The sequence below is a fragment of the Sporosarcina luteola genome (genome assembly GCF_023715245.1).
In the GTDB taxonomy this organism is placed as follows: Bacteria; Bacillota; Bacilli; order Bacillales_A; family Planococcaceae; genus Sporosarcina; species Sporosarcina luteola_C.
Window position 1 is genome coordinate 243,389 of sequence record NZ_JAMBNV010000001.1, and the last position, 26,367, is coordinate 269,755.

General features: G+C 48.0%; 23 protein-coding genes and 1 pseudogene. 20 read left to right on the forward strand and 4 right to left on the reverse strand.

Annotation, left to right across the window (positions count from 1 at the left end; translation table 11 throughout):
- Positions 1-259 precede the first annotated feature (259 nt).
- On the forward strand, positions 260-1,222 hold the full coding sequence (locus M3152_RS01255; protein ID WP_251693350.1) for a 2-hydroxyacid dehydrogenase: 963 nt from the start codon (positions 260-262) through the stop codon (positions 1,220-1,222).
- Between the two features lie 78 nt (positions 1,223-1,300).
- Here M3152_RS01255 and hutG read toward each other — a convergent pair whose 3' ends face one another.
- A complete protein-coding gene (hutG, locus tag M3152_RS01260; protein WP_410055855.1) occupies positions 1,301-2,248 on the reverse strand; it encodes a formimidoylglutamase in 948 nt (315 codons plus the stop codon).
- Positions 2,249-2,333: 85 nt separating this feature from the next.
- On the opposite strand from hutG, the gene M3152_RS01265 reads away from it, so the two are divergent.
- Positions 2,334-3,761 (forward strand): helix-turn-helix transcriptional regulator, encoded by a 1,428-nt coding sequence (locus M3152_RS01265; protein WP_251693355.1) that lies wholly within the window; start codon positions 2,334-2,336, stop codon positions 3,759-3,761.
- 69 nt (positions 3,762-3,830) lie between these two features.
- Here M3152_RS01265 and M3152_RS01270 read toward each other — a convergent pair whose 3' ends face one another.
- Entirely contained in the window at positions 3,831-4,382 is a 552-nt protein-coding gene (locus M3152_RS01270; RefSeq protein WP_251693357.1) for an ECF transporter S component, read from the reverse strand.
- 193 nt (positions 4,383-4,575) lie between these two features.
- On the opposite strand from M3152_RS01270, the gene M3152_RS01275 reads away from it, so the two are divergent.
- The 5 genes from M3152_RS01275 (at position 4,576) to M3152_RS01295 (ending at position 12,011) form a co-directional block, all read left to right on the forward strand.
- On the forward strand, positions 4,576-5,421 hold the full coding sequence (locus tag M3152_RS01275) for a pyridoxamine kinase (protein ID WP_251693359.1): 846 nt from the start codon (positions 4,576-4,578) through the stop codon (positions 5,419-5,421).
- A 186-nt stretch (positions 5,422-5,607) separates the two neighbouring features.
- Positions 5,608-7,281, forward strand: a complete 1,674-nt coding sequence (hutU, locus tag M3152_RS01280; RefSeq protein ID WP_251693361.1) for a urocanate hydratase — start codon at positions 5,608-5,610, stop codon at positions 7,279-7,281.
- The gene (gene hutI, locus M3152_RS01285) at positions 7,278-8,531 is read left to right on the forward strand and encodes an imidazolonepropionase (RefSeq protein WP_251693363.1); all 1,254 of its coding nucleotides are present in this window, start codon (positions 7,278-7,280) and stop codon (positions 8,529-8,531) included. Before hutU ends, hutI begins: the two co-directional genes overlap by 4 nt.
- 90 nt (positions 8,532-8,621) lie before the next feature.
- Positions 8,622-9,941, forward strand: coding sequence for a YjiH family protein (locus M3152_RS01290; protein ID WP_251693365.1), 1,320 nt, complete (start codon positions 8,622-8,624; stop codon positions 9,939-9,941).
- A gap of 246 nt (positions 9,942-10,187) precedes the next feature.
- The gene (locus M3152_RS01295; RefSeq protein ID WP_251693367.1) at positions 10,188-12,011 is read left to right on the forward strand and encodes a tetratricopeptide repeat protein; all 1,824 of its coding nucleotides are present in this window, start codon (positions 10,188-10,190) and stop codon (positions 12,009-12,011) included.
- A 232-nt stretch (positions 12,012-12,243) separates the two neighbouring features.
- Here the strand turns inward: M3152_RS01295 and M3152_RS01300 are convergent, their stop codons facing one another.
- Positions 12,244-13,041, reverse strand: a complete 798-nt coding sequence (locus M3152_RS01300) for a TIGR00266 family protein (RefSeq protein WP_251693369.1) — start codon at positions 13,039-13,041, stop codon at positions 12,244-12,246.
- A 59-nt stretch (positions 13,042-13,100) separates the two neighbouring features.
- Positions 13,101-13,985 (reverse strand): TetR/AcrR family transcriptional regulator, encoded by an 885-nt coding sequence (locus tag M3152_RS01305; RefSeq protein ID WP_251693371.1) that lies wholly within the window; start codon positions 13,983-13,985, stop codon positions 13,101-13,103.
- Positions 13,986-14,196: 211 nt separating this feature from the next.
- Between M3152_RS01305 and M3152_RS01310 the strand changes: the two genes are divergently transcribed.
- The 13 genes and pseudogenes from M3152_RS01310 to M3152_RS01360 all read left to right on the forward strand — a co-directional run bounded on the left by M3152_RS01310 (position 14,197) and on the right by M3152_RS01360 (position 26,341).
- Positions 14,197-15,714, forward strand: coding sequence for a DHA2 family efflux MFS transporter permease subunit (locus M3152_RS01310; protein ID WP_251695211.1), 1,518 nt, complete (start codon positions 14,197-14,199; stop codon positions 15,712-15,714).
- Positions 15,715-15,762: 48 nt separating this feature from the next.
- Positions 15,763-15,822 (forward strand): annotated as a pseudogene (locus M3152_RS18060) (SEC-C metal-binding domain-containing protein); the annotation flags it as partial.
- A gap of 3 nt (positions 15,823-15,825) precedes the next feature.
- Positions 15,826-16,800, forward strand: coding sequence for a hypothetical protein (locus M3152_RS01315; protein ID WP_251693373.1), 975 nt, complete (start codon positions 15,826-15,828; stop codon positions 16,798-16,800).
- A 137-nt stretch (positions 16,801-16,937) separates the two neighbouring features.
- Positions 16,938-18,416 carry an aldehyde dehydrogenase family protein gene (locus M3152_RS01320; RefSeq protein ID WP_251693374.1) on the forward strand — a complete coding sequence of 493 codons (1,479 nt, stop codon included), beginning with the start codon at positions 16,938-16,940 and terminating at the stop codon, positions 18,414-18,416.
- A gap of 34 nt (positions 18,417-18,450) precedes the next feature.
- A complete protein-coding gene (locus M3152_RS01325; protein WP_251693376.1) occupies positions 18,451-19,617 on the forward strand; it encodes a saccharopine dehydrogenase family protein in 1,167 nt (388 codons plus the stop codon).
- A 28-nt stretch (positions 19,618-19,645) separates the two neighbouring features.
- A complete protein-coding gene (locus M3152_RS01330; protein WP_251693378.1) occupies positions 19,646-20,836 on the forward strand; it encodes an acyl-CoA dehydrogenase family protein in 1,191 nt (396 codons plus the stop codon).
- Between the two features lie 220 nt (positions 20,837-21,056).
- Positions 21,057-21,614, forward strand: a complete 558-nt coding sequence (locus M3152_RS01335) for a lysophospholipid acyltransferase family protein (RefSeq protein WP_251693379.1) — start codon at positions 21,057-21,059, stop codon at positions 21,612-21,614.
- Positions 21,615-21,710: 96 nt separating this feature from the next.
- Positions 21,711-22,955, forward strand: coding sequence for a serpin family protein (locus tag M3152_RS01340; protein ID WP_251693382.1), 1,245 nt, complete (start codon positions 21,711-21,713; stop codon positions 22,953-22,955).
- A 73-nt stretch (positions 22,956-23,028) separates the two neighbouring features.
- Positions 23,029-23,148 carry an RAxF-45 family protein gene (locus M3152_RS17940; protein WP_285846863.1) on the forward strand — a complete coding sequence of 40 codons (120 nt, stop codon included), beginning with the start codon at positions 23,029-23,031 and terminating at the stop codon, positions 23,146-23,148.
- A gap of 115 nt (positions 23,149-23,263) precedes the next feature.
- The gene (gene abc-f / locus M3152_RS01345) at positions 23,264-25,096 is read left to right on the forward strand and encodes a ribosomal protection-like ABC-F family protein (protein ID WP_251693384.1); all 1,833 of its coding nucleotides are present in this window, start codon (positions 23,264-23,266) and stop codon (positions 25,094-25,096) included.
- A 198-nt stretch (positions 25,097-25,294) separates the two neighbouring features.
- Complete coding sequence (locus tag M3152_RS01350) at positions 25,295-25,660, forward strand: DUF2089 domain-containing protein (protein ID WP_251693386.1); 366 nt, start codon at positions 25,295-25,297, stop codon at positions 25,658-25,660.
- 12 nt (positions 25,661-25,672) lie between these two features.
- A complete protein-coding gene (locus M3152_RS01355) occupies positions 25,673-26,059 on the forward strand; it encodes an SHOCT-like domain-containing protein (protein ID WP_251693388.1) in 387 nt (128 codons plus the stop codon).
- 15 nt (positions 26,060-26,074) lie between these two features.
- Positions 26,075-26,341: a hypothetical protein gene (locus tag M3152_RS01360; RefSeq protein WP_316044287.1), complete on the forward strand. Its 267-nt coding sequence runs from the start codon at positions 26,075-26,077 to the stop codon at positions 26,339-26,341.
- Positions 26,342-26,367 lie beyond the last annotated feature (26 nt).

Consider the following 26,367-nt stretch of genomic DNA (forward strand, 5'->3'; position numbering starts at 1 on the left):
TTTTCCAGACGACAATTTCGCGATGACAATGACGTTCGAGAGCAAGAACGGGGGAGTTCGAAGGTCATGAAATGACGATAACTTTGTGAAAATGACCGATAAGTCGGCTGAAGTGATCGATAAAAACTTTGAAGTGACCGATATCTACCGTGAATTGACCGATAACACCGCTCAAATGACCGATAACTTGATATAAGGCAGAAAAAGAACCGACAGAATTGTGCTAAAATAGAATAAAAGTGAAACGGGAGGGGCTGGAATGAAGCCGAGTGTGTTTATTACAAGAAAGCTGCCGGAAGAAATCGTTGCGCCGCTTAAAGAGAAATTCACTGTCCGGATGTGGGATTCGGAAGAGGTGGCGGTGACAAAGGCTGTATTGCGGGAAGAGATTGCGCAAGTCGACGCGCTTTGGACGATGCTGTCTGATACGATCGACCGTGAATTGTTGGAAAGCGCGACAAACTTAAAAGTGATTTCCAATATGGCGGTCGGCTATAACAATATCGATACAGAAGCGGCGAAGGAGAAGGGCATCGTTGTGACGAATACGCCCGATGTGTTGACGGAAACGACCGCGGACCTTGCATTCGGGTTACTGCTCGCCACGGCGCGCCGCTTCAATACAGCAGAAAAGGAATTGCGGCAAGGCGGATGGCTTTCGTGGACGCCGATGGGTTTCACCGGAATGGATGCACACGGGACAACAATTGGCATAATCGGCATGGGCCGGATCGGCGAGGCGGTTGCGCGCAGAGCTAAGGGGTTCAACATGGATGTGCTCTACCATAACCGCAGCCGGAAACCTGAAGCGGAAAAAGAATACCAAGCCGAATTCGCTGAATTGGACGACCTATTACAGCGGGCGGACCATGTGGTGATTCTAGCCCCGTTCACGGAAGAGACGAAAGGGATGATCGGCGAGCGCGAACTCGCACTCATGAAGAAAACCGCAACCCTCATCAGCGTGTCACGTGGCGGTATCGTCGATGAGGTCGCCCTCTATGACGCGTTAAAAAACGAAACGATTTTCGGTGCAGGACTGGACGTGTTTGAAACGGAACCAGTTCCCATCCGTCATCCATTGCTCACGTTGCCGAACGTCACGGCGGTTCCGCATATCGGAAGCGCAAGCGTCAAAACGCGTCTCACCATGATGAAATTGAATGTCAACGCGATCACCGATGTGCTCGAAGGCAGGGAGCCAACGAACCGAGTCCTATAAGGCAAAAAAATAAGCGCGGAAGAATACTTGGACAGACCAAGCTTCTCTCGCGCCAAATGTCTTCAGCAATTCAAGCCTTTACGCCTTCAAAAAAAATGACGCAATCGATTCATTCACAAGATAAGCGCCAAGCTTCACAGTCCGTCCGTCTTCATCCAATGCGGGATTTACTTCGCATATATCGAAAGATCGCGTTTTCTCATGCCTAGCCACTTTCCGGATGATGGCGCGCACTGTGGATGGATCAAGCCCAAATGGAGAAGGAGCGCTTACGCCTGGTGCGAACGCGGCATTCAAGACATCCGTACATAACGTCAGCATCACAGCGTCATGCTGCTCCATGAAATCATCCAATGCTTCCATCAGCTTATCGAGTTGCCCAGGAATCATTTCGTCTTCATGCACGTATGTAACATCAAGCAAATCCGCCCGGTCGAAAAGTTCCTGCGTGTTTCCATAACGCTGGATGCCGGCGACGAAATACTTCGCATTCTCATCCTGCTCTAAAATCTGCCTGAACATCGTTCCAGAAGAAGGCTGTTCGTCGTACGGGCGCAAATCAAAATGCGCATCAATATTGACGATGCCAAGCGTAGCATCTATGCCAATCGATTCGCGGACTCCTAAATAATGCCCATAAAGAGTTTCATGGCCGCCGCCAAGAATGATTGGCTTTGCACCTTTCGAAAGGATCGCCGTCACCGCTTCGCCAAGTTGCTGTTGAGCAGTCTCCAAGTCTTCGCCGTCACAAGCAATATTGCCGACGTCGAAAAGCCGAGCGGTTTCCGGGAATCGCCACGGAAGATTCGCAAGCCCGCCGCGCAATGCATTCGGGGCTTCCGCCGCACCCAAACGGCCTTTATTCCGCCGGACGCCTTCCTCGCATTCGAAACCGATGATTGCGCATCCGCCAGAAACTTGCTCAATATCGGCCAGTTCAATAACCTGATGATAACGGAAACTCGCACGGTCTTCTATATCATCAGTACGACCTGTCCAAATAGATTCATTGATTTTATTCACCACAATCATCCTTTCTGAAATGAAAGACTTCTTGCCCTCAGTATAAAGCTAGATGGCAATAAATCAAATCCCGAAAATAGGTGATCGCATGAAAATACGACTACTCATCAAAGACTCCCTCGAAGCCCAAGGTCTGAAATGGCTGCTCACGTCCCAATGGAATGACGTGGAAGTTGAAATTGCAGAGGGGGCGGACGTTTCAACGGATGCGTATCTCTACATTATCGACATGAACTACATCATGACAACGGAATTCGAACTGCCGCCGCACGCCATCTGGCTCGGAATTTCCTCCGAAAGGACATTCCAAACGGTTTACAAAGCGCTCTCCCTGAAAGCGGAAGATATTTTATTTCGACCATTCCAGCCCGACCGGCTCGTCAAACAAGTCCAGCAAATCCGCTTCCGCTGGCGGAATGAAAGGACGCGGCTAAAAGGCCCTGTCAAACCACGGGAAGCAGTCGTCACATACGAAGACTTTCTCATCGGGGAGACAAAGCCGGAACACCCAGTGCTTTTCAGTTTAATCGCGCCATCGCGATTGGATGAGCTTGACCATCTCGTCCGCGAACTCGAATTGCATGATTTTCCGACCGCTTATGACATCTTCCCGTTTTCGGATTTTGTGCTCGTCGTCCATCAATTAAAAGATGTGCACGACCTGCAAGAGGCATATTCAATCTTCTTCGCGCAATGGAAACGTCAATCGGACGCCTTGCTAACGGTTTATTTGTATGCAGATCAAAGCCAGAATCGTACGTACAGGGCGCTTTATAAGAAAATGCGCCAGTTTCATGAGCGGATTTTCTATGATGGCTATGATATTTTGACGATCGAGCAGGACGACCTTCAGTGGAGGGACATGGATCCTTTTTTATCACCGCTTGAGCAGCGTGAATGGGTGGAGATGCTCGAAAAACGGCAAGTGGTGTCTATCCGGGAGTGGATGGAACAGGATTTCCTCACACTTGAATCTCCATTCCCTGACCCGGAAATGGTCCGTGTCCGGCTGACGAGCATTCTCGCGCAAATCCGCCGGTACATGACAGCAAAATCATTGAAGTCGCAGGCAATGGAGCAGGCGTACCATGCTTTGTTCGAAACAGTTATCCGTGAGCCGGTCATGTACCATATAATCCGGACTTTCCTCTCCTTCATTGCGGAGCTTCTCCAAAGTACTGAAGGTATCGCGGAAGGCAAAAGAACCCTTGCCGACAAAGTGCAGGAACGGATTGCGGCAAATTATTGGGATGCTTCATGGAACTTGGAGGCATGTGCGGAAGAGTTGAGAATTCATAAAAGTACGTTGAGCAGAAAATATGCAGGGGAAGCGGGCGAGTCTTTCAGCGTGGCATTGCTGAGAACCCGTATAGAAGAGGCGAAGCGTCTGTTGAAAGAGACTGATTTGCCGATTGCCGAAGTTTCCAAGTCTGCCGGCTTCACCCATTCCACGTATTTCAGCAGGCGGTTCAAAGAGGAGACGGGAATGACGCCGTATCAGTTTAGGATGAGGTAGATAGTAATTGAAAGAAAGAGCAGTGAAGAAAGGACGTAGCTTTTCTTCACTGCTCTTCTATTAATAAATTTAAAATCTCTTCCGAAAGAACGGTGTCTTCTTCAAAGCGACGCATAATGGGATGGCAATCAGCAGACCGACGATGTTCTGAATGAGATCACCCGGGATCGATGCGAACGGTTGGATCCAGTTGCCGAACATGATGCCTTGGCCAACAAAGTATACTGCCAGCATGACCGGAATAGATGCGATAGCACCTAAGATGTTGAGTCCGATATGATCTCCTTGATGGCCTTTTGACCAAGCGATCCTACCGACGATATAGCCTTGCAGAGCACGGGCAACGATTGTCGTAGGCGCCCAAATTGCCCAGCCGCCGAAAATATCGAATAATCCCATTCCAATGGCTCCGGCAAGTGCCCCTTTTTTCGGTCCGAAAAGAATCGAAACGATGAAAAGTGCAGCGGTCCCTAGATGGATCAAGCCGCCTTGACCGATCGGAAGTTTGATATTGATGAATACGGTTGACACTAGGACAAGCGTCGACAGAACGGCAGTAAGCACCAAATCGAATGTTTTTGCCCGTGTTGCAGAATGAGTGCTTCGTTGTATAATTTGCATAGGTGTATTTCCTTCCTTGGTTCATAGTTTTTTGATTAACTCAATATTACTAAATAGCTGACCATCACAAAAGTGCCAGATCGGTAAAAACGGTAGAGGTCAGATTGAATTGTCTGTCCGTGTATTCTTGTAACTACCTACTTGTGGTACGATGAAAGAAGTGCAAGTATCGACGTGTTAGGTGGGAAAGCTAATGAAAAAAGTTGCGGTTATCCAAGATATGTCATCCTTCGGAAAGTGCTCGCTCACAGCGGCTATCCCGGTCTTATCTGTCATGGGCGTACAGGCAGTTCCGCTGCCGACTGCCATTTTGACGTCACAGACAGAGTATCCGAGCTATTATTGTGAAGATTTGACATCCAAGATGAATCATTTTACAGAAGAGTGGAGCAAGTTGAGCGCTTCTTTTGATGGCATTCATACGGGTTTCGTGACAGGAAAAGAGCAGATTGAAAACATCTTTTCATTTTTACATACGTTTTACAAGGAAGGGACTACGCTTCTTGTCGATCCGGTAATGGGCGATCGGGGAGAGATGTATGACGTTTTTTCTACGGAGCTGATTAGCTATATGAAGGAACTTGCGAAGCGTGCGGATATCATTACGCCGAACGTTACGGAGTGCTGTTTGCTGACAGGCATGTCATATGACAAGTTGCATAACTACAAAACAAACGACGATTATTTAGCATCAATCGAGGAGGCAGGACGCCAACTACAGTCAATGACCGGCGCAAGTCTCATTATAACTGGATTGAATCCTCCGGCCATTTCGGAAACCAGATACGTAGGTAATATGTATATCGATGGATCCCGCGCCTATCACAGTCTCCAGGAGTATAACGGCATGAGCTATTCAGGGACGGGTGATTTATTTGCATCCGTCATTATGGGCGGTTTGATGCGTGGTCAAGACGTTGCGGAGGCAATGGAGCTTGCAGAGCAGTTCCTAAACGCTGCCATCGAAGCGACAGCGAAGGAACAGATTCCAAGCGTAGCGGGCGTGAATTTCGAAGCGTTTTTAAGGATGTTGTTATAACAATAATCGAAGCGAGCAGTTTCTTGATTAATTCAAGAGAATGTTCGCTTTTTATTAATAATCAATAAAATATTTCATAAATTAATACTCCAAGTGTCAACAAAGTATAATATTACAATTAATCTATAAACAATTAACTGAACTTTCCTTATAGAATGATAGTAACGAAAGGGAGGTTATCAGAAAATGAAAGCGGATACAGTGGAGAAGGTAGTTCAATATAGAGGTACGGAATTGAATACGAAGGGATGGCAACAGGAGGCGGCGCTTCGGATGCTCATGAACAATTTGCATCCTGATGTGGCGGAGCATCCTGAGAAGCTCGTCGTTTACGGGGGAATTGGGAAGGCGGCGCGTAACTGGGAGAGCTTTGACGCCATTGTCCGTTCATTGAAGGAACTTGAGAATGATGAAACGTTATTGATCCAATCGGGTAAACCGGTTGCGATTTTCAAATCACATACAGATGCGCCTCGCGTGTTGATTGCCAACTCGAATATTGTGCCGGCTTACGCCAATTGGGATACATTCCATGAGCTCGACAAGAAGGGCTTGATGATGTACGGACAAATGACGGCGGGCAGCTGGATCTATATCGGGTCTCAAGGAATCGTCCAAGGGACATATGAAACGTTTGCGGAGCTTGCGAAACAGCATTTCGAGGAGTCATTGAAAGGAACGATCACGTTAACGGCTGGGCTCGGCGGCATGGGTGGTGCGCAGCCATTGGCAGTCACGATGGCGGGCGGCGTCTGCATCGGCATCGAAGTTGATGAAACGCGGATCGATCGCCGTATTGAAACGCGTTATACAGATATCAAAACGGATTCCCTTGATGAAGCGATCCGCCTTGCGGAAGAAGCGAAGGTGGAAGGGAAGGCGTTGTCGATCGGTCTTCTCGGAAATGCGGCAGATGTATTGCCAGAAATGATTGCACGTGGATTCAACCCGGATGTACTTACGGACCAGACATCTGCGCATGACCCGTTGAATGGCTATATCCCGTCCGGCATGTCGCTTGAAGAGGCGGCGGAGCTACGCGCTTCCAATCCGGATGAATATGTAAAACGGGCGAAAGCATCGATGGCGAAGCATGTTTCTGCAATGGTCGAGATGATGGATAAAGGCGCGATCACGTTCGATTACGGGAACAACATCCGTCAAGTGGCGAAGGACGAGGGCGTTGAGCGGGCATTTGATTTCCCTGGATTCGTTCCGGCTTATATCCGTCCGCAGTTCTGTGAAGGGAAAGGGCCTTTCCGCTGGGTGGCGCTTTCCGGAGACCCGGAAGATATCCGGAAGACAGATGAAGTCATTTTACGTGAATTCAGTTACAATACACATCTTTGCAATTGGATTCGGATGGCGCAGGAGAAGATTCAGTTCCAAGGATTGCCTTCTCGTATTTGCTGGCTAGGGTATGGCGAGCGTGCGCGTTTCGGGAAGATCATCAATGACATGGTTGCGAGCGGCGAATTAAGTGCACCGATCGTCATCGGACGTGACCACCTCGACTCGGGATCTGTTGCTTCCCCGAACCGTGAGACGGAAGCGATGAAGGATGGTTCAGATGTTGTTTCCGACTGGCCGATCTTGAACGCGATGATCAATGCTGTTGGTGGGGCGACTTGGGTATCAGTCCATCATGGCGGCGGGGTCGGCATGGGGTATTCCCAGCATGCGGGCATGGTCATTGTCGCAGACGGAACGAAGGAAGCGGAAGCGCGGCTTGAACGTGTCTTGACGTCAGATCCTGGAATGGGCATCGCGCGCCACGTCGATGCGGGCTATGACTTGGCCATTCAAACAGCGAAGGAAAAAGGGGTTAACATCCCAATGATGGAAGGTGGAAATCATTGAAACCAATCTGGATTAAACATGCAGCACAACTGGCGACAATCGCGGGCAAGAATGCGCCGCGTAAGCACAAGGAAATGTCTGAACTAGGAATTATTGAAGATGGTAGTGTATGGATTGAAGATGGCGTCGTTACAGCAATCGGGACGACCGAGGAATTGGAGCGTCAATTCGGCGACCGTGCGTCCGAGGCGGACATTATTGATGCGACAGGGCGTCTCGTAACACCGGGACTCGTCGACCCGCATACGCATGTAGTCTATGGAGGAAGCCGAGAGCGCGAATTCGAAATGCGTCTAGAAGGCGCTACTTATATGGAAATCATGAATGCGGGCGGCGGAATCCACGCGACGACGCGGATGACACGTGAAGCAACGGAAGATGAATTGGTGGAGCAATCTACGCGCAGGCTCGATTCATTCCTGAAGCACGGTGTAACGACTGTCGAGGGGAAGAGCGGCTATGGCCTTGATCTGGAAACGGAGCTGAAGCAGCTGCGGGCGACGAAGCGGCTGAATGAAACCCATCCGATCGACCTCGTGCCGACATTCATGGGGGCGCATGCCGTTCCACAAGAATATAAAGGCAATGAAGATGAATATATTGATAGTATTATCAACGATATGCTTCCGATAGTTGCAGAAGAGAAGCTAGCGGTCTTCAACGATGTGTTCTGCGAAGTGGGTGTGTTCACGCCCGAACAATCGGAACGTATTTTGGAGGCCGGGAAGAAACTTGGGTTAATTCCAAAAATCCATGCGGACGAAATCGAATCGTATGGCGGGGCTGAGTTAGCTGCAAAAGTCGGCGCCATTTCAGCGGAACATCTGTTGAAGGCGTCTGACGAAGGGATCAAGCAGATGGCGGAAGCGGGAGTGATCGCTTGTTTATTGCCGGCAACTGCTTTGTACTTACGCGAGGATGCGGCAAAAGGGCGTCAAATGGTTGATGAAGGCGTTGCTGTCGCCATTTCGACGGACTGCAATCCGGGCTCGTCACCGACGACTTCGATGCCGCTCGTCATGAACTTGGCGTGCATCTCGATGCGTTTGACGCCTGCGGAGGCACTTGTCGCGGCGACGATGAATGCTGCTTGCGCCATCCGGATGGAGGACAAAGTCGGTTCGCTCGAAGTCGGCAAGCAAGGGGACGTCGTCATGTGGAATATTTCGAACTACCAGGAGTTGCAGTATTTATTCGGCGTGAATCATGTGGATAAGGTTTGGAAAAAGGGAGAAATGGTCGTAGGGTAAGGACTTGCCGTGAATGAACAATGTAACGCTTCATTCACGGCTTTCATTTAATTTAATTTGACAGAATATTGGGGGAAGGGTGAAAGAGGTATGGCACAAGTGGGGGAGAAAGTTACTACGCGATCGAATCCGGGTATGTGGAAGTTTTTCGTCTTCAGCGCAATCGGTGCATTTATGTTTTTCGTGCCGGTCACGATCGGTGAAAAGAATTCAATCATGCTCGATCATATCGTCACATGGATTCAAACGCATTTCGGAGGGGCTTTACCGTATTATGCATTGGTCGTCATTCTAGCCGGAGCAGTGTATCCGTTCGTTTCAGGTACGTGGAAAAAATCGACCGTCAATATGGTCTTTTCATTTTTCAAGGTGATCGGCTTGGTTGTGGGGATCATGCTCGTTTTCAGCGTAGGACCTGGATGGCTTTTTGATCCAAGCATGGGGCCGTTCCTGTTGAATAAGTTAGTCATCCCTGTTGGATTATTAGTTCCGATCGGTGCGGTATTCCTTGCTTTGTTAGTCGGGTATGGCCTGTTGGAATTTGTCGGCGTCCTCGTGCAGCCGATCATGCGTCCGATTTGGAAGACGCCTGGCAGGTCGGCGATTGATGCCGTCGCTTCATTCGTTGGTTCGTATTCGTTGGGGCTTTTGATTACAAACCGCGTGTACAAGGAAGGGAAATACACAGCGAAAGAAGCTGCCATCATTGCGACAGGATTCTCGACGGTTTCCGCGACGTTCATGGTCGTCGTCGCCAAGACGCTCGACCTGATGAGCATGTGGAATTTGTATTTCTGGACGACGCTGGTTGTCACTTTTATTGTTACAGCAATCACTGTCCACTTATGGCCGTTGCGTTCAATCAAGAACGAGTATTACGAAGGTTCGACGCCGCAGCCGGAAGTGAAGCCGGAAGGGAAGCGCTTTGCAGCAGCCTGGAATGAAGCAATGGAAACTGTCTCGAAAGCGCCTACGTTCGCGCAAAATATTGTGGCGAACGTAAAGGATGGGTTGTTGATGGCTATGGCGATCCTGCCTTCCATCTTGTCGATCGGTCTCTTAGGGCTCGTCTTGGCAGAGTTTACACCTGTATTCGATTGGCTCGGCTACATCTTCTATCCGTTCACATGGGCGTTGCAGCTGCCGGAGCCGATGTTAGTTGCAAAAGCGAGTGCGCTCGGCATAGCGGAAATGTTCCTGCCGGCGTTGCTCGTTGTGGAATCGGCATTGGTCGTCAAGTTCGTCATTGCGGTCGTATCTGTTTCGTCGATCATCTTCTTCTCGGCGGTCGTGCCTTGTATCGTTTCGACGGAAATTCCGATCTCCATTCCGCAGCTTATTGCGATTTGGGTGCAGCGCGTCATCCTGACAATCGTTATTGTGACGCCGATTGCGTATTTATTGCTATAGGTGAGGATTCAGGCACCCGGGGAGCCCGGGTGTTTTTTTATCGATCAATTTCCATGGTATATCGGTCATCTGGAGCGAGTTATCGGTCAGTTCCGAGAAGTTATCGGTCAGTTGGAGCGAGTTATCGGTCATTTTCACAAAGTTATCGTCATTTCGGGACTATCGACCCCCGCTAAAGTGGAGCGAAGCGGCATCACCTCGCCATGTTTGTTATGATGAGGGAAAGCAACATAGGGGGGATACAAGATGATTGGTAGAAACGATCCTTGTACGTGCGGGAGTGGGAAGAAATATAAGAAATGCTGTGGCAAGAAGGGGCCGGATTTAATCGGGTTGATTGTGAATGAAGAATTGGATCAAGTCCTTGGTAATTTCTTCGGGCGGTATCCGAAAGGGGACGACCGGAAAGAGATGACCCGCATGATGCGGGAATGGATTCTCCGTCTATCGGACAGCTGGAGCAAAGAAGATATTGAAGAGGCGGCGGGTGAGTTTTATTTATTCATTTACAATCCGTCGGGATGGCATGAATACATACAGGAACAGCTCGGGAAGGCGAAGCGCGAGGCGGTCATATCCATTTTGAAAGCCTGGGATGAACCTTTCATGCTATTGGCGGAAGTAGTTGGTGCGGACGATGGGATGTTGGAAGTCCGTCAGTTATTCACGGAAGAAGTCTATCATGTCACCCGGAATGAAGGGATGCCGGCCGACCCAGGAACATTGATGTTCGGCTCAGTGCTGCGTGATCCGCGGACAAGGGAGGACGCCATTGCACCGATTTCTTCGATGGTGTTCCTTGCGAAATGGAGCAAGCAGACGAAGCAATCGCTCATGGAATTGCGTGAAGCTCATGAAGGGAAGACGCCGAAGGAATTCATTCGTGCGCATGCGCTTGATATTTATGAGCTTTTCATTAAGCGGAGCTTGGCATCACTGAATGAATTGGTCGAGGAAGTGCTCGTCCCTTCGCAGTTGGATGCATTGAAAGCGTTGGAAGGGGCGATGCGCGAGCTTGGACAGGATGCCGATGCGCGTGAGATTATGCATAAATTGGCGGTCGCGTATTTCATGAATGTCCAACAGGAAATCGCCTCACAGCCGGATCTTGTTGCAGCCGCTGTTTGGACGGGTTCGAAGCTTGGCGTTGTGCGGGGACTTGAAGATAATGAAGCGGAAATTGCGACCCGATACGAAGCGTCCTCCGATGGGATGAAACCATACATTGAAGACTTGTCCTCCTTGTACGAAGAGATGATGGGCAGCTTCGACGAGCCGATGGCGAACGTTGTTTACGACATCGGCACCGATCCGCGACCTTCCGAAAAAGGGCTTTGGGAAACGGCGATGACGACGGCAGGAGTCGTCCAGTCGGAACGCAAACCGAATGTGGATGAAGGAAGGGCGCAAATGCTAGCGTATGAAGCGTATGCGGCGGAAAGTGAAGATGAACGCAGGGAACTTGCAGCAAAGGCAATGGCGATTTCACCCGAACTATCGGATGCGCTATTGCTTGCGGCGGAGTCAGAGAGCAATCCAGGGAAAGCATCCGCTAAATTCGAAAAGGCGATCCGTAATGCGAGCAAGACGTTCGAGCCGGGAGAGAACCCGTGGATGAACCTTCCGAACCGGCCGTTCATGCGGGCCGCTTTCGCGTATGGTGTCCATTTATTCCGGCAAAGAGAGTTTGACGAAGCGGCGGATGTGTTCAAAGATCTCGTCCGCATGAACCCGACGGATAATCAAGGCGCGCGGTATGAAGCGGTTGCTTGTTTGATTCATGCGCAGCGGTTCAATGAAGCGGCTGAACTTATGGTTCGCTATGAAAAAGGATCGCAAAGCGACGCGGCCTATTTATATCTGGATTGGAAACTTGAGCATGATGCATCTGAAGGGAAGTCCGAAGAAGCTGACGAAATGCTTGAAAAAGCGGCGAAGGCGAATGGGCATGTCTTGCATTTGAAGACGTTCAAGGCGAAGACGATTGACTATCCGAAACAATTGAACATCCAACCAGGAAGTGAAGAGGAAGCGCGTTATATTTGGCTATTGTTGAATGGCGAGAATTGAGATAACGCGTCCGTTTATGCGTGAATTTCGGCGTTTATGAGCGATTTTGGCGATTTATGCTCTTCTAGAAGCGTTTATGCGTCGATTTATGAATTTATGCGCGTCTAGTAGCGTTTATGCGCCGATTTCGGGAATTATGCTTCATTCGATAGATTTATGCGTGATTATAGAAGTTTATGCGTATTTCGCACAAGAAAAAACCGGAACGCCGCAGCGTTCCGGTTTTACTCATTCATTTCCCGCCTAGCATATTGAACAATCCACCTGCGATACTGCCTTCATCACGTGAGCCTCCGCCTGGAGTTTGCGGTGCAGCTGCGAAGACGCGGCTTGCGAGTCTGGAGAATGGCAATGATTGGACCCATACCTTTCCTGGTCCTCTCAGCGTGGCAAAGAACAATCCTTCGCCGCCGAACAATGCTGTCTTGATGCCTTTTACCATTTCGATATTATAGTTGACGTCTTGCGTCATGGCGACGAGGCAACCTGTATCGACGCGCAGCGTTTCGCCAGGAGAAAGGGTCTTCTCGATGATCGTTCCACCGGCATGGACGAAAGCCATGCCGTCCCCTTCAAGCTTTTGCATGATGAATCCTTCGCCGCCGAAAAAGCCGACGCCAAGTTTTCTTTGGAATTCAACCCCGACAGAAACCCCTTTTGCTGCAGCTAAAAATGCATCCTTCTGACAGATGATCTTGCCGTTGTATTGGCTTAAATCCATCGGGATGATTTTTCCCGGATAAGGAGCTGCGAATGAGGCGTGTTTTTTGCCGGATCCTTCATTCGTGAATGTCGTCATGAAGAGACTTTCTCCTGTAATCAGGCGTTTTCCTGCTCCCATCAACTTGCCCATGATGCCTCCGCCGGAATTTCCTGAGCCATCTCCGAAAATCGTCTCCATTTCGATTCCGTCTTCCATCATCATCAATGAACCTGCTTCTGCGACAACTGTTTCGCCTGGATCCAATTCAACTTCTACAAATTGCATATCGTCTCCGTACAATTTGAAATCGATTTCGTGATTGTTCATAAAATGCCCCCTAAAAGTTTAGTTGTTGATTACTTGTACGGTGGTAGGCTTCGAAAGTTTCACGAATTTGCTTTAATCGAGTCAATATATTTCCATAGTAGGAATATGACTTCATTTACACGATCGGCAAGTATCTTGCCATTGCTATCTTCACGGAATGAACGGCCGACCACCTCCAAAAGGGATACTCTAGGATTCTCGGCCTGCAATTCGGAGAGAAGGAAGTTTGCGTAGTCCACGCAGTTTCCAATCTGTTCCTGTTCCAATTTCTTTTTTAGAACTAGCAGGTCCTCTTGGAGTTTTTCTTTCAGATCTCCAGCCGGTATTTCTAATGACGAAATTAAATGTTGTTCAAGCAGGACATCCTTCTGTTCAATCATATCGGACATGAGGGCGTCCATCCTTCGGAATGTGAAATGGACAAGTTTTTCAATGTCCGGGTCCTTGGATGAGCCGGCTTTCCAGAAATGGTTCAGTTGTTGGATCATCCCGAGCGTCATGACAGAGCAGTCAAAAGCATGTGGCTTGGCCTCCTCGCCATAGAGGTCGACGAGGCGACCGGCAATCCATTTTAACTCGCTCAGATGGTACGCCTTCACGAAATTTCGGAGCTCTTCATCATTGGAATAAAAAACTGCCTCGTAAATCGGAAGCAGATTCAGTTCCCGGTTCACTTGCATCCGGACGAGGATCTGCCCGGCTAATATGTCTTTATCCTTTTTATCACGCCCGACGAGAAGTTCGCGTCTCCTGATGACAGACTCGTTATGGGCATCTTCTAAAATGGCCATAAGGCATTCATTTTTGGATGTGAAATAATTATAAAATGTCCCTTTGGAAATCTTTGCTTCTTCCAAAATGTCTTGAACGGACGTAGCTGTGAATCCTTTATCGATAAATAGTTTTTTAGCTAATAGCATGACTTGGCGTTTACGTTCGTTCATCTCTATCACCCTTGATTTTCTGAATTTGTACTGTGAGTATAAAATGATTTTACCATGCTTACTACTGATTTGTCAGTGTTGAAAACTTTTTTTGATTGAAAACGATTTCTATATTTGATTATTTTGTACTGACGGTATAAAATATGGAATTGTGTATAGATAAAGATTGAATTTGAATGGGGGCCTTCTATTGGAAATAGATATAAAGAAGATGCACGAAAAGCCTCCTTATGGAATGATAGCGATTTTATTCTTCGGGGCATTCGTCGCAATCTTGAACAATACATTATTGAATATAGCTTTGCCGGTTATTATGAATGAGTTTCAGGTGAAACCTTCAGCCGTCCAATGGCTGACAACTGGTTATATGCTTGTGAATGGAATCATGATTCCGGCAAGTGCTTTCTTTGTACAAAAGTTTACGAACCGTAAATTGTTTTTAACAGCGATGACATTGTTTACGATCGGTACGGCTCTTGCCATCTTTGCACCGACCTTCGGAATGCTCGTTGCGGCACGTATGATCCAGGCTTCAGGTTCCGCTTTGATGATGCCGTTATTGATGAACGTCATGCTCGTCGCTTTCCCGATCGAGAAGAGGGGATCGGCAATGGGGATGTTCGGGCTTGTCATGTTTACGGCGCCTGCAATCGGGCCTACATTGTCAGGTTGGGTTGTCGAGCATTATTCATGGCGCACGCTTTTTGAAATCGTGTTGCCGTTTGCGATTCTGACAATCGTCTTTGCGCTCTGGAAGCTGAAAAACATCACGCCGAATACAGCGGTGAAGTTGGACGTCTTCTCTCTCGTATTATCCACAATCGGTTTTGGCGGCCTATTATACGGATTTAGTTCGGCCGGGGGAGAAAAAGGATGGGGCGATCCGCTCGTTTATGGAACGATTGCAATTGGAGCGGTTTCACTAATCGCATTCATCATCCGCCAATTGCGGATGGACGTTGCGATGCTGGACTTCAGAATTTATAAATATCCGATGTTCGCACTTGCATCCGTCATTTCGATCGTGCTGTCGGTGGCGATGTTTTCCGGGATGATCCTGACGCCGCTTTATGTTCAGGAAGTGCGCGGAATTTCACCGTTTGAAGCGGGGATTTTGATGCTTCCAGGTGCGGTGCTAATGGGGATCATGTCGCCGATCACTGGCCGGCTATTCGATAAATACGGTGCGCGAGTCCTTGCGATCACCGGACTTTTGATCACTGTCATCACAACGTTTTACTTAAGCCGCCTAGAATTGGATTCAGGATATTACTACTTGATGGCTCTATATACAGTTCGGATGTTCGGAATGTCGATGGTCATGATGCCGATCATGACCAATGGCTTGAACCAGCTTCCGATGAAATCAAACCCTCACGGCACAGCGATGAATAATACATTGCAGCAAGTATCGGGGGCGATCGGTTCCGCGATACTGCTTACAATTATGACGAAGCGCATGGAAAAGTCGGGAGAAGCCCTTTTTAACGATACAGTGGCAAGTGGGAATATCCCTACCGATAAAGGCGGGATGGCAGCGATGGAGCATGCAATCGGCTTGAAGGCGATGCTGGAAGGCATTAACTACTCATTCTTGATTGCCACCTTCATATCCGTTGCCGCATTGATCCTCACTCTCTTTGTGAAAAGGGTCCGTCCTCCGAAGTATGAAGAGCAGAAATCACCGGCTGAAAGTGATTCGATAGAAACGAAGACGGTACAGGAATAGTCTCCTGCACCGTCTTTTGTTATAGTTAAGTAGAAAGGTGTGAGCGGAATGATTGGAAGGAATGCTCCTTGTCCGTGTGGAAGCGGAAAGAAATATAAAAGATGCTGTTCTTTGAAGACCGAGATTTCAAATGAGCATTTGGTTGATGATGAGCTAAGGCGGATCGTCTCCGGCTATTTTGAAAACGCAATCAGCCCCGCTGAATTTGCAGAGTACGACCGCTATGAGAGGGAATGGAGCTCTGGTCTTGGCAGATTTTTCAGCAATAAAGAGATCGAACAGGTGACAGGGGAGTATTATTTGTTCATTGCTCGGCTTGACTTATGGAGAGGTCATGTGATGAAGGAGTTGGGTGGCACAGTACGATCGGATACCCGACGGCTTCTGAAGCATTGGAATGATCCTGTCGTTTTGCTTGGCAAAGTGAGCGGGATTTCCGAAGAAACGGTAACCGTTGATCAAATCTTGGATAATGAAACGTACATACTTCCGTTGTCCCCGAGTAATGAATTAAGGGAAGGGGATATCTTATTCGGCATCGCCCTGTACGATGATCGGAAACCTCCGGCGAATGTTTATTTGCTCAACGGCTTATACCGTGTAGCTGATCAGTCCGGTTCCGTCCAGCGGCAGGTCATGGAATTGGCGGAATCTGAAGGATTCGCGGACTACATTGATTTCTATAATGAACATATGATGGATGTCTATAAACTATTGCTATCGCGTGTACACGAGCCTCATTCCGAGGACTTGGCAGTACCGGAAGTTGAAAAATCCATGACGGAACCCCAACTAGAAGTGTTGGAAATTGCTTTGGCGAAACTGGGTGAATTTAACGTAAAGGAACCTTTGAAAAATTTGGTGAAACTCGTCTTTGCGATTTTTTGCCTTCAAGAGGAACCAATCATACGGAAGCCGGAAGTTCTCGCTGCCTCCCTCTTTAAAACGGCTCACGAAGCCGGGATACTGGGAGATGCCGAATTTACACAGACGGACGTTGCGAAACTGTTCGGCGTATCCGTTTCGGCCATGATGAAAAATGTCGAAACATTAAAGTCCTACATCGCGGAAGCGCTCCAAAAATGAATGATCCCGTACAGGTGATGCCCTGTACGGGATTTTATTTTTCATTCCAAAAAGAAGGGATTTGAAAGGATAATGTCGAAATAAATAGACTGTAAGCGGTTTCAAAAAAGTTCGTGTTGGAAAGGGGAAATGAAGACATGCAATTGAACAACTTTATCGGAGGGTCCTGGCAGGATAGCGGGGGAGCGAACTATACGGCTGTCACAAATCCGGCGAATGGGGAAGAGTTGGCGCAAGTACGGTTATCGACAAGTGAAGACGTAGATCTGGCTGTGAAGGCGGCGAAGGAAGCGCAGAAAAAATGGGCGCTTGTTCCTGCACCGAAGCGGGCGGATTACTTATATGCAATCGGAAATCTCATGAAGGAACGAAAAGAGCATTTGGCGCAAGTGTTAACGAAGGAAATGGGGAAAGTCATCGAGGAAGGCCGCGGGGAAGTGCAGGAAGGGATCGACATGGCGTTCTATATGGCCGGGGAAGGGCGCAGGCTGTTTGGGGAAACGGTACCGTCCGAGCTGCAGGATAAATTCGCGATGAGCGTCCGGGCACCGATCGGGGTCGTCGGATTGATCACGCCATGGAACTTCCCGGTGGCGATTGCAACGTGGAAGTCATTCCCGGCAATGGTTGCAGGGAACACATTTGTTTGGAAGCCGGCTACTGAAACGCCGATGATGGCGTATGAAATGGCGAAGATTTTCGAGGAGGTCGGAATTCCTGCCGGAGTCGCCAATATTGTGTTCGGCTCAGGATCTGAAGTAGGAACAGCGATGATCGAGCATCCCGATGTCCGGGTCATTTCCTTCACGGGATCGACCGAAACAGGGCGCCAGGTCGCGGAAACAGGCGGTCGCCACTTAAAGAAAGTGTCACTTGAAATGGGCGGAAAAAACGCAGTCATCGTCATGGATGATGCAGATATCGACCTAGCCGTGGAAGGGATTCTTTGGAGTGCGTTCGGAACGGCGGGCCAACGCTGTACCGCATGCAGCCGGGTCATCGTGCATAAAGATGTTAAGGAAGAGTTGGAAACGAAATTATTGGCATCGATGAAGCATCTGGCGATCGGGGATGGCTTGGACGAGACCGTGAAAATTGGACCGGTCATCAACAGAAAGGCATTGGAGAAAATTCAAAGCTATGTTGAAATTGGAAAAGAAGAAGGCGCGAAACTGTTGGCTGGGGGAAGTGTGCTGACGGATGGCGACTTGGCGAAAGGACATTATTTCGAACCGACATTGTTCACGGACGTGAAATGGGATAGTCGTTTAGCGCAGGAGGAAATCTTCGGCCCGGTTGTATCTCTAATTGAAGTCGGAAGCCTCGACGAAGCGATTGAAGTGAACAACAGCGTCGTTTATGGCTTGTCAAGTTCCATCTTTTCGCGGGATGTGAATAAAGTATTCCGGGCTCAACGGGATCTTGACACAGGAATTGTCTACGTCAATGCAGGAACGACGGGAGCGGAAATCCATCTTCCATTCGGAGGTACGAAGGGAACAGGCAATGGCCACCGGGATTCCGGCGTCGCGGCGCTTGATGTGTTCACGGAGTGGAAGAGCATTTACGTCGACTTCAGCGGAAAACTGCAACGGGCACAAATCGACACGGAGTAAAGTGAAGTAATTTCGGAATGAAGGGGATGTTCAGATGAAAGTGGTTGTATTAGGCGCGGGCTTAATGGGGAAAGAGGCAGTTCGGGATCTTGTGAAAAGCGATGAAGTGACGAAAGTGTATTTGGCCGACTTGAATCTGAGGTCGGCGGAAGATTTCGCGGAGCAGCTCATGTCCGACAAACTGGACCTTTTGCAGCTCGATGCGACAAATGATCTTCAATTGCAGGAAGTGATGGCGCTTGGGGATGTCGTCATCAATGCGCTGTTCTACACGTTCAATGAGAAGGTCGCGCGGATCGCAGTGGAAATAGGGGTCCATTCCATCGATCTCGGCGGACATATCGGCGGTGCGACGGATGCTGTGCTGGGATTGGCGGAAAAAGCTGCGGCGAAAGGGGTTACGATCATTCCGGATTTAGGGGTGGCACCAGGAATGATCAATATCTTGACGGGCTACGGCGCGGGCAAGCTCGACAAAGTGGAAAGCATCAAGCTTTATGTAGGGGGAATTCCAGTAAAGCCGGAGCCTCCGCTTAATTACAACGTCGTGTTTTCACTCGAGGGCGTTTTCGATCATTATACAGATCCGTCCCACGTCATCCGCAATGGCCAACTCCTAGAAGTCCCTTCATTATCAGAAGTGGAAACAATCCATTTCGATGAATTCGGTGAAATGGAGGCGTTCCATACGTCCGGCGGCACGTCAACGCTCACGAAAACGTTCCCGGAAGTACAGACGCTGGAGTATAAGACAATCCGCTATAAAGGTCATGCCGAAAAGTTCCAATTGCTTGTCGACCTTGGTTTATTGTCACGCGACAACGAAGTGAAGGTCGGGGATAAGCAAGTGAAAGTCCGGGACGTCATGCGTGAACAGCTTTCTCCGCAATTGCGATTGGGCGATAAATCCGATGCCGTCCTGCTGCGAGTCATTGTGAGTGGCGAAGCGCACGGGATGCCGGCGACGTATGAGTATAACATGGTGACGAAAAAGGATTTGACGGTAAATGAAACAGCGATGGCCCGTGCGACTGCGAATACGATTTCAATCGTTGCTCAAATGATCGGGAACGGGACGATTACGAAACGCGGCGTCCATCCGCCAGAAACTATTATTCCGGGCGCTGAATACATTGAAGAGATGAAAAAACGCGGTGTCGTCATTGAGGAAACGGTAAGAACGCAAGAGGCGCATGTGTAAACGATGAGCGGGGAAGGGGTTGTGGGAATTGGATTTTGGGTTTACGGAAGAACAGCAAATGTTGCGCAAGACGGCGCGTCAATTCGTAGATGAAGAAATCATGCCGCATATCCAGCGATGGGATGCGGAGGGCGGATTCGATCCGGCCATTTGGAAGAAGCTCGCGGACTTAGGATTCATGGGTGTGTGTGTTCCTGAACAATATGGCGGGAGCGGGATGGACTATAATTCTCTCGCTATTTTATGTGAAGAGTTGGAGCGCGGGGATACAGCGTTCCGGACAGCGGTTTCCGTCCATATAGGCTTGAATTCCATGACGCTCATGCAATGGGGAACGGAAGAACAGAAGCGCGAATTTCTGATTCCGCAAGCGAAGGGTGAGAAAATCGGTGCGTTCGGATTGACGGAACCAGGTGCTGGTTCGGATGTTGCGGCGATGGCAACGACTGCGGTGCGCGATGGGGATGGATATGTCATCAATGGACAAAAGACATGGATTTCTTTGTGTGATGTCGCGGACCATTTCCTTGTCTTCGCTTACACGGATAAGTCGAAGAAGCATCATGGCATCAGCGCATTCATCGTCGAGCGTACGACGCCGGGCTTTTCATCGAAGGCCATTAAAGGGAAATACGGCATCCGGGCAGGCAATACGGGAGAATTGTTCTTCGAAGATATGCGCATCCCGGCTGCGAACTTGTTAGGCAAAGAAGGCGAAGGGTTCAAAATTGCGATGTCCGCACTCGACAACGGACGCTTCACGGTGGCGGCGGGCGCAGTCGGTTTGATCATGGGCTGCCTCGAGGAAAGTGTGAAGTACTGCCACGAACGCGAAACCTTCGGCAAACCGATCGGCAAGCACCAGCTCGTCCAGCAAATGCTTGCCAATATGGAAGCGGGCTACCAAATGAGCCGCCTCCTCGTCTACCGTGCAGGTGAATTGAAGAATAAAGGATTGCGCAACACACGTGAAACGTCCCTGGCGAAATGGCAAGCGTGCGATTTCGCGAATAAAGCAGCAGACGACGCCTTCCAAATCCACGGCGCCTACGGTTATTCGGATGAATACCCAGTCGCCCGCTTCCTACGCAACTCGAAAGCGCCGGTCATTTATGAGGGGACGCGCGAAATCCATACAATAATGCAGGCGGAGTATGTATTGGGTTATCGGGAAGATAAAAAGTTGAGCCATATGTTGCCGGAATGGCCGTTTGACTAATTAGGTAGGGGAAAACGCCAAGAGCCTCAGCGCTATTGGCGTTTCTTTACGGATTGCCCGCCGTTTATGAGCATTAGTCGCATTTTATGAGCATGTTTCGTGATTTATGAGCGTGTTTCGTGATTTATGATCACTTCTTGTGTTTTATGAGCGCGTTTCGTGATTTATGATCACTTTTGCGGTTTAAAGTTCCATACGTTGACAATAATCGGAGGATGAAATGTATAAATTTACAGCTGCATTGGCGAAGATCATTTTTTTCTTCATTGCCAAAATCGAATTGAAGAATACACAAAAGCTGCCTGCTAGTGGGGGATATGTAATTACGTGTGCACATCGAGGGTGGTTGGAAATTATTGCGCTTGGCATTTCATTGCCTCGCCCAATCCACTTTATGGCGAAGAAGGAGCTTTTTAAAAGGAAGATGTTTGCCTCATTCTTAACGAGCATTAAAGCTTTTCCTGTTGATCGTGAAAATCCGTCACCGAGCAGCATTAAAACACCTGTAAAACTTCTGAAATCTGGAGAGGTCGTTGGGATATTTCCTAGCGGAACGAGAAAGACTGAGAACGCACCGGTAAAACGAGGAGCCATCACGATTGCCGCTCTGGCGAAAGTGCCGATTGTGCCGGTTACATATGAAGGTCCGTCAAATCTAAAAGATGCATGGAAAAACAGAAGGGCAACGATTACAATTGGCGATCCATTCATGATTGAAAATGCTAGTAAGGAAGAAATCAGCACTTATACAGAGAGATTGGAACGTGAACTCAATTGATTGACCGGAAGTAATGAAGTGGGAGTGTGTTTATGCTACAGTCATGTAACTTTTTCCATCTGCAAGAAGTCTACGTGTACAAGGATGGTGAATGATGTGAAACAGAAAATTACCGCTTCTCTTGTCGGAATGAGCCTTATGCTGTCTATGGCCGGGTGTGGAACGTCGAATGAAGGTAATCTTCAAATTGCGGAAGGTGTCGAATTTGGTGAAGGAGATTATGGAAAGATTGTTTCTTCAAACAATGAGTTAGGATTTAAATTACTTAAGGAAATCGAAACGGATGATAACGGAAATCTCTTCATTTCCCCGACGAGCCTATTGATGGCGCTAGCGATGGTCTATAACGGTGCAGACGGTGTAACGAAGGAAGGAATCGCAGACGCCATGCAAGTGGAAGGGATAGATCCGATGGATGTGAATAAAGCGAATGCATCCCTCATGACAATCTTGAATAAGAATTCCAAGGAAATCCAACTGCAAGTCGCCAATTCCATTTGGCTTAACGAAGAATATCATTTCCAAGAAGAGTTTTCTCAGCGGACGAAGGATTATTTTAATGCAGCAATAGAGGAAATCGATATCGCAAGCACAGAATCGCCGAAGAAAATCAATGATTGGGTGAAAAAGGCGACGAATGACAAAATCGATAAAATGGTCGATGGTCCATTAGACGAAAATCTCGTTGCCATGTTGCTGAATGCTATTTATTTCAAAGGCGATTGGAAATACCCATTCGATAAGAAGGATACAGATAATCGGAATTTCCAACTGGGGGATGAGGAAGAAAAAGAGATTCCTTTCATGAAGCTCGAAGAAAAACTGATGTATTTGGTCGACAACGAAATTCAGGCGGTCAAACTCCCATATGGTAAAGGAGAGATGAGCATGACCATCGTCCTTCCGAATGAGCAGAAAAACTTCGATGAAATCAAAACTACGCTGTCGGCTGATAAATGGGATGAACTCAGCTCCAATTTCAGAAGCATGAGAGGAACGCTTCTACTTCCTAAGTTCAAAATGGCATACGAAACGGAGCTGAATGGCGCACTTGAAGCCCTCGGAATGGCAGATGCATTCACCGACAGGGCTGATTTCAGTAAGATGGTTGAAGGCGATGTCTCCCTAGCTATTAGCAAAGTAAAGCAAAAAACATATATCGATGTGAATGAAGAAGGAACAGAAGCGGCCGCGGTCACTGGCATACAGATGGAAGTCGCTTCTGGACCGCCGGACGCTCCTTTCGTTATGGATGTGAACCGTCCATTTTTCCTTGCGATTACGGACGAGGAAACAGGAATCATCTTGTTCATGGGTTTTATCGCAAATCCTGAAATATAGAAAGATTCAATTGTGAAAACGAAGTATCCGTGCTAAACTATTCTTACTATTAATCGGACGGGGGTGAGGAATGATGTTGGACACTGTGCATGCACGTGAAAGTCTATTGGAATACTTAGCCACTTCATGTGCGATTACTCATGAAATTGCGCCTAACGGGATACGTATGCCCTTTTTTAGACAATTTCAGTAATCACACAGCTGTTTAGCACATCATTCCTTGCAATATTTTTAGGGAAGGCTGCGTCTAAGCGCAGTCTTTTTTTGTGCTTTCCTAAGCTGTTAAATCAGAGAGGAAGCGGAAAATTATGATTTGTACAATCCAACAAGTTAGCAAAATGTTAGGTGGCAACACCATATTTGAAAATTTATCATTGGACATCAAGACAGGCGACAAGCTAAGCGTCGTGGGACGTAACGGAAGCGGGAAAACAACGTTATTCAAACTCATTGCGGCTATTGAACAACCAGATGCTGGACGCATCCATTATAAGAAGGGATCCAAAATCGGGTATTTATCGCAAATCCCTTCATTTGAACATTCGATGACCGGATATGACGTGCTCCATAGCGCATTCGAAGAACTACGAGCCATTCAACAGCAGTTGTCCGAAATGGAATTGGAATTATCGAACCCGGACACAGTTGACATGGAGCGTCTGCTTCTTCGATACGGTCAATTACAGGATGAGTTTGTCCGGCGTGACGGCTACGCAATGGATTCGGAAATCGAAAAGATTATCAACGGTCTTCAATTGCAGTCGTTTGTCGAACAGGACTTCACCGAGATGAGCGGCGGGGAACAGACTAAAATCATGTTAGGGAAAATACTGCTTTCCCAACCGGACTTGCTGCTTCTCGATGAACCGACGAATCATCTGGATTTATTCGCAGTGGAATGGCTGGAGGCCTATTTGACGGACTATACGGGTACGGTTGTCATCATTTCTCATGACCGCTACTTCCTCGATAACGTCGTGACAAAGATTGCCGACCTTGAAGATGGGGAGCTGCATCTGTATTACGGCAATTACAGTGCATTTGTACAGGAAAAAGAAGAGCGCCTCCTGCGGGAATTTCAAGACTATGAGGAGCAGCAGAAGAAGATCAAGAAAATGAGAGAAGCGATCAAGCGGCTTCGGATTTGGGCGAATGAAGCGAATCCGCCGAATGCAGGATTGCATCGGCAAGCGAGGAATATGGAGCGTGCGCTGGAACGGATGGAGAAGCTTCGGAAGCCGTTGATCGATCCGCGGAAAATGGCATTGTCATTTGAAGCGGCGACGAGAAGCGGCAAGGAAGTCGTCATCATGAAGGACGTTGCGAAAACTTTCGGTTCCAATGAATTATTGCGCGGCGCCGACTTACAAGTATATTGGAAGGACCGTGCCGCGATTGTCGGAAGGAATGGAAGCGGGAAATCGACGGTCTTGAAGATGCTTCTAGGTGAACTTGCTCCTGACGAGGGAGTATGCAAACTGGGGAGCAGTGTGAAAGTGGGCTTCCTCTCGCAACATTTTGCCATCGAGAATCCGAAAGCCCGACTGCTCGATGTCTTTCGGAAAGAGGTCGGCGTAGAGGAAGGCGAAGCACGGCATATACTCGCGAAATTTATGTTTTACGGACCGGACGTGTTCAAAAGGATCGGAGACTTGAGTGGCGGCGAACGTACGAGACTGCGGCTTGCACAGCTGATGCATCAGGACGTGAACTTCCTCGTTTTGGACGAACCGACGAATCATTTGGACATCGAGTCGCGTGAAGTACTCGAAGACGCATTAGAGGATTTTCCAGGAACACTACTCGCCGTTTCGCATGACCGTTATTTCTTGAATAAATTATTTTCCCGTACGGCATGGCTTGATGACGGAACGATGATGATGTTCGAAGGTCCTTTCGATTGGGCGAGGCAGAAATGGCATGAGCGGCAACAATTGAAAGTCATTGAACTGCCCAAGAAAAAGACTGTCGACAAATTGAAGAAACCGAAACAGGGATCAAGCGTGGAAGAAGAAATCACTGCGCTGGAACTCCAAATTGAGCGATTGAAATTAGGGAATGTAACTGCAGAGAAAATTAATTCACTGCAGAACAAACTGGATGCCTATTATGAACAATGGTTACTTGAAAATGGATCATAAATAAAGTCTTACCAATACAAAAGGTGAAAGGTTCAAAACCCTTTCACCTTTTCATTTTAAAAAACAACTTAGATAAATGAATATTATTAAGTTGGTAATTAATATTGTTAATATGGTAATTAAAATTATTGATATTTCGCTTGCCATTTCAAAATGAATGGGATATGATGGATTTACGAAAGGGGAATTCAGATAATTATGGCATATCCCGTTATTAGTCATTGCCCAGTCTGCGATGAAACGCTGAAAGTCACGAAGCTGCATTGCAACCGATGCCATACGACCATCGAAAATGAGTTTGAGCTGTCAAAGTTGGCGGCATTGTCGGGGGAACAGCTCCATTTCGTTGAAGTGTTTTTGGCGTGCAGGGGGAATATTAAAGAAGTAGAAAAGGAACTTGGAATTTCGTATCCGACTGTCCGCGGCAAACTTAACGAAGTCGTCAGTTCACTCGGATATGAGATAAAGAAGAAGAGCGAGGTGGACGAGAAAAAAGTAGTCGCCATGTTGGAGAGCGGAGAAATCACTCCGGAAGAAGCAATAAAACTGTTAAAAGATGAATAGGGGGAATTCATTGTGAAAACGGAAATTGAGAAAGTGTTGACGATGGTGCAAGAGGGGAAAGTCGATGCAGAGAAGGCATCTGAGCTTATTGAAGTGTTGAAAAACAGGGATTCCGGGACTGGGCCGTCATCCAAGCGGACTGCATATTCGGATAAGACATTGAAAATCCGGGTCGTATCGGCCGATAACGACAATGTTTCTGTCAATCTGCCAATCAAGCTAATCAAAGTTCTGCTGAAGGCAGGCCATAACATTGCGGGAAACATTCCACAGTCTGAGAAATACGTGAAAGACATTGATATTGATGTACTCATTGAAGCGATTGAGAATGAACTGGACGGACAAATTGTTGACGTCAAGTCGGCAGACGGGGATACAGTTTCCGTGTTCATCGAATAAATGATGAGAGTCAAGGTGAAAACGGATAAGGTCCGGTTATTCATCCCAATCCCGTATGCGTTCCTGACACTCGGCATAATGATCATGTCTTCTAAACGCCTTCAAAAACTCATTAACAAATGGATAAGGGAGCAATCTGAAGACAAGGAAAATGTGTTTGAAATTCCCCAGATAGATAAGAGGGAATTAAGGGGCATTGTTGCTGAATTGAAAAAACATCGGGGACTGGGATTAGTGAACGTCAAGGCGAAAGACGGCACAGAAGTTATCGTGAAACTATGATAACTTCTTTTTTTGTTGCAATTCGT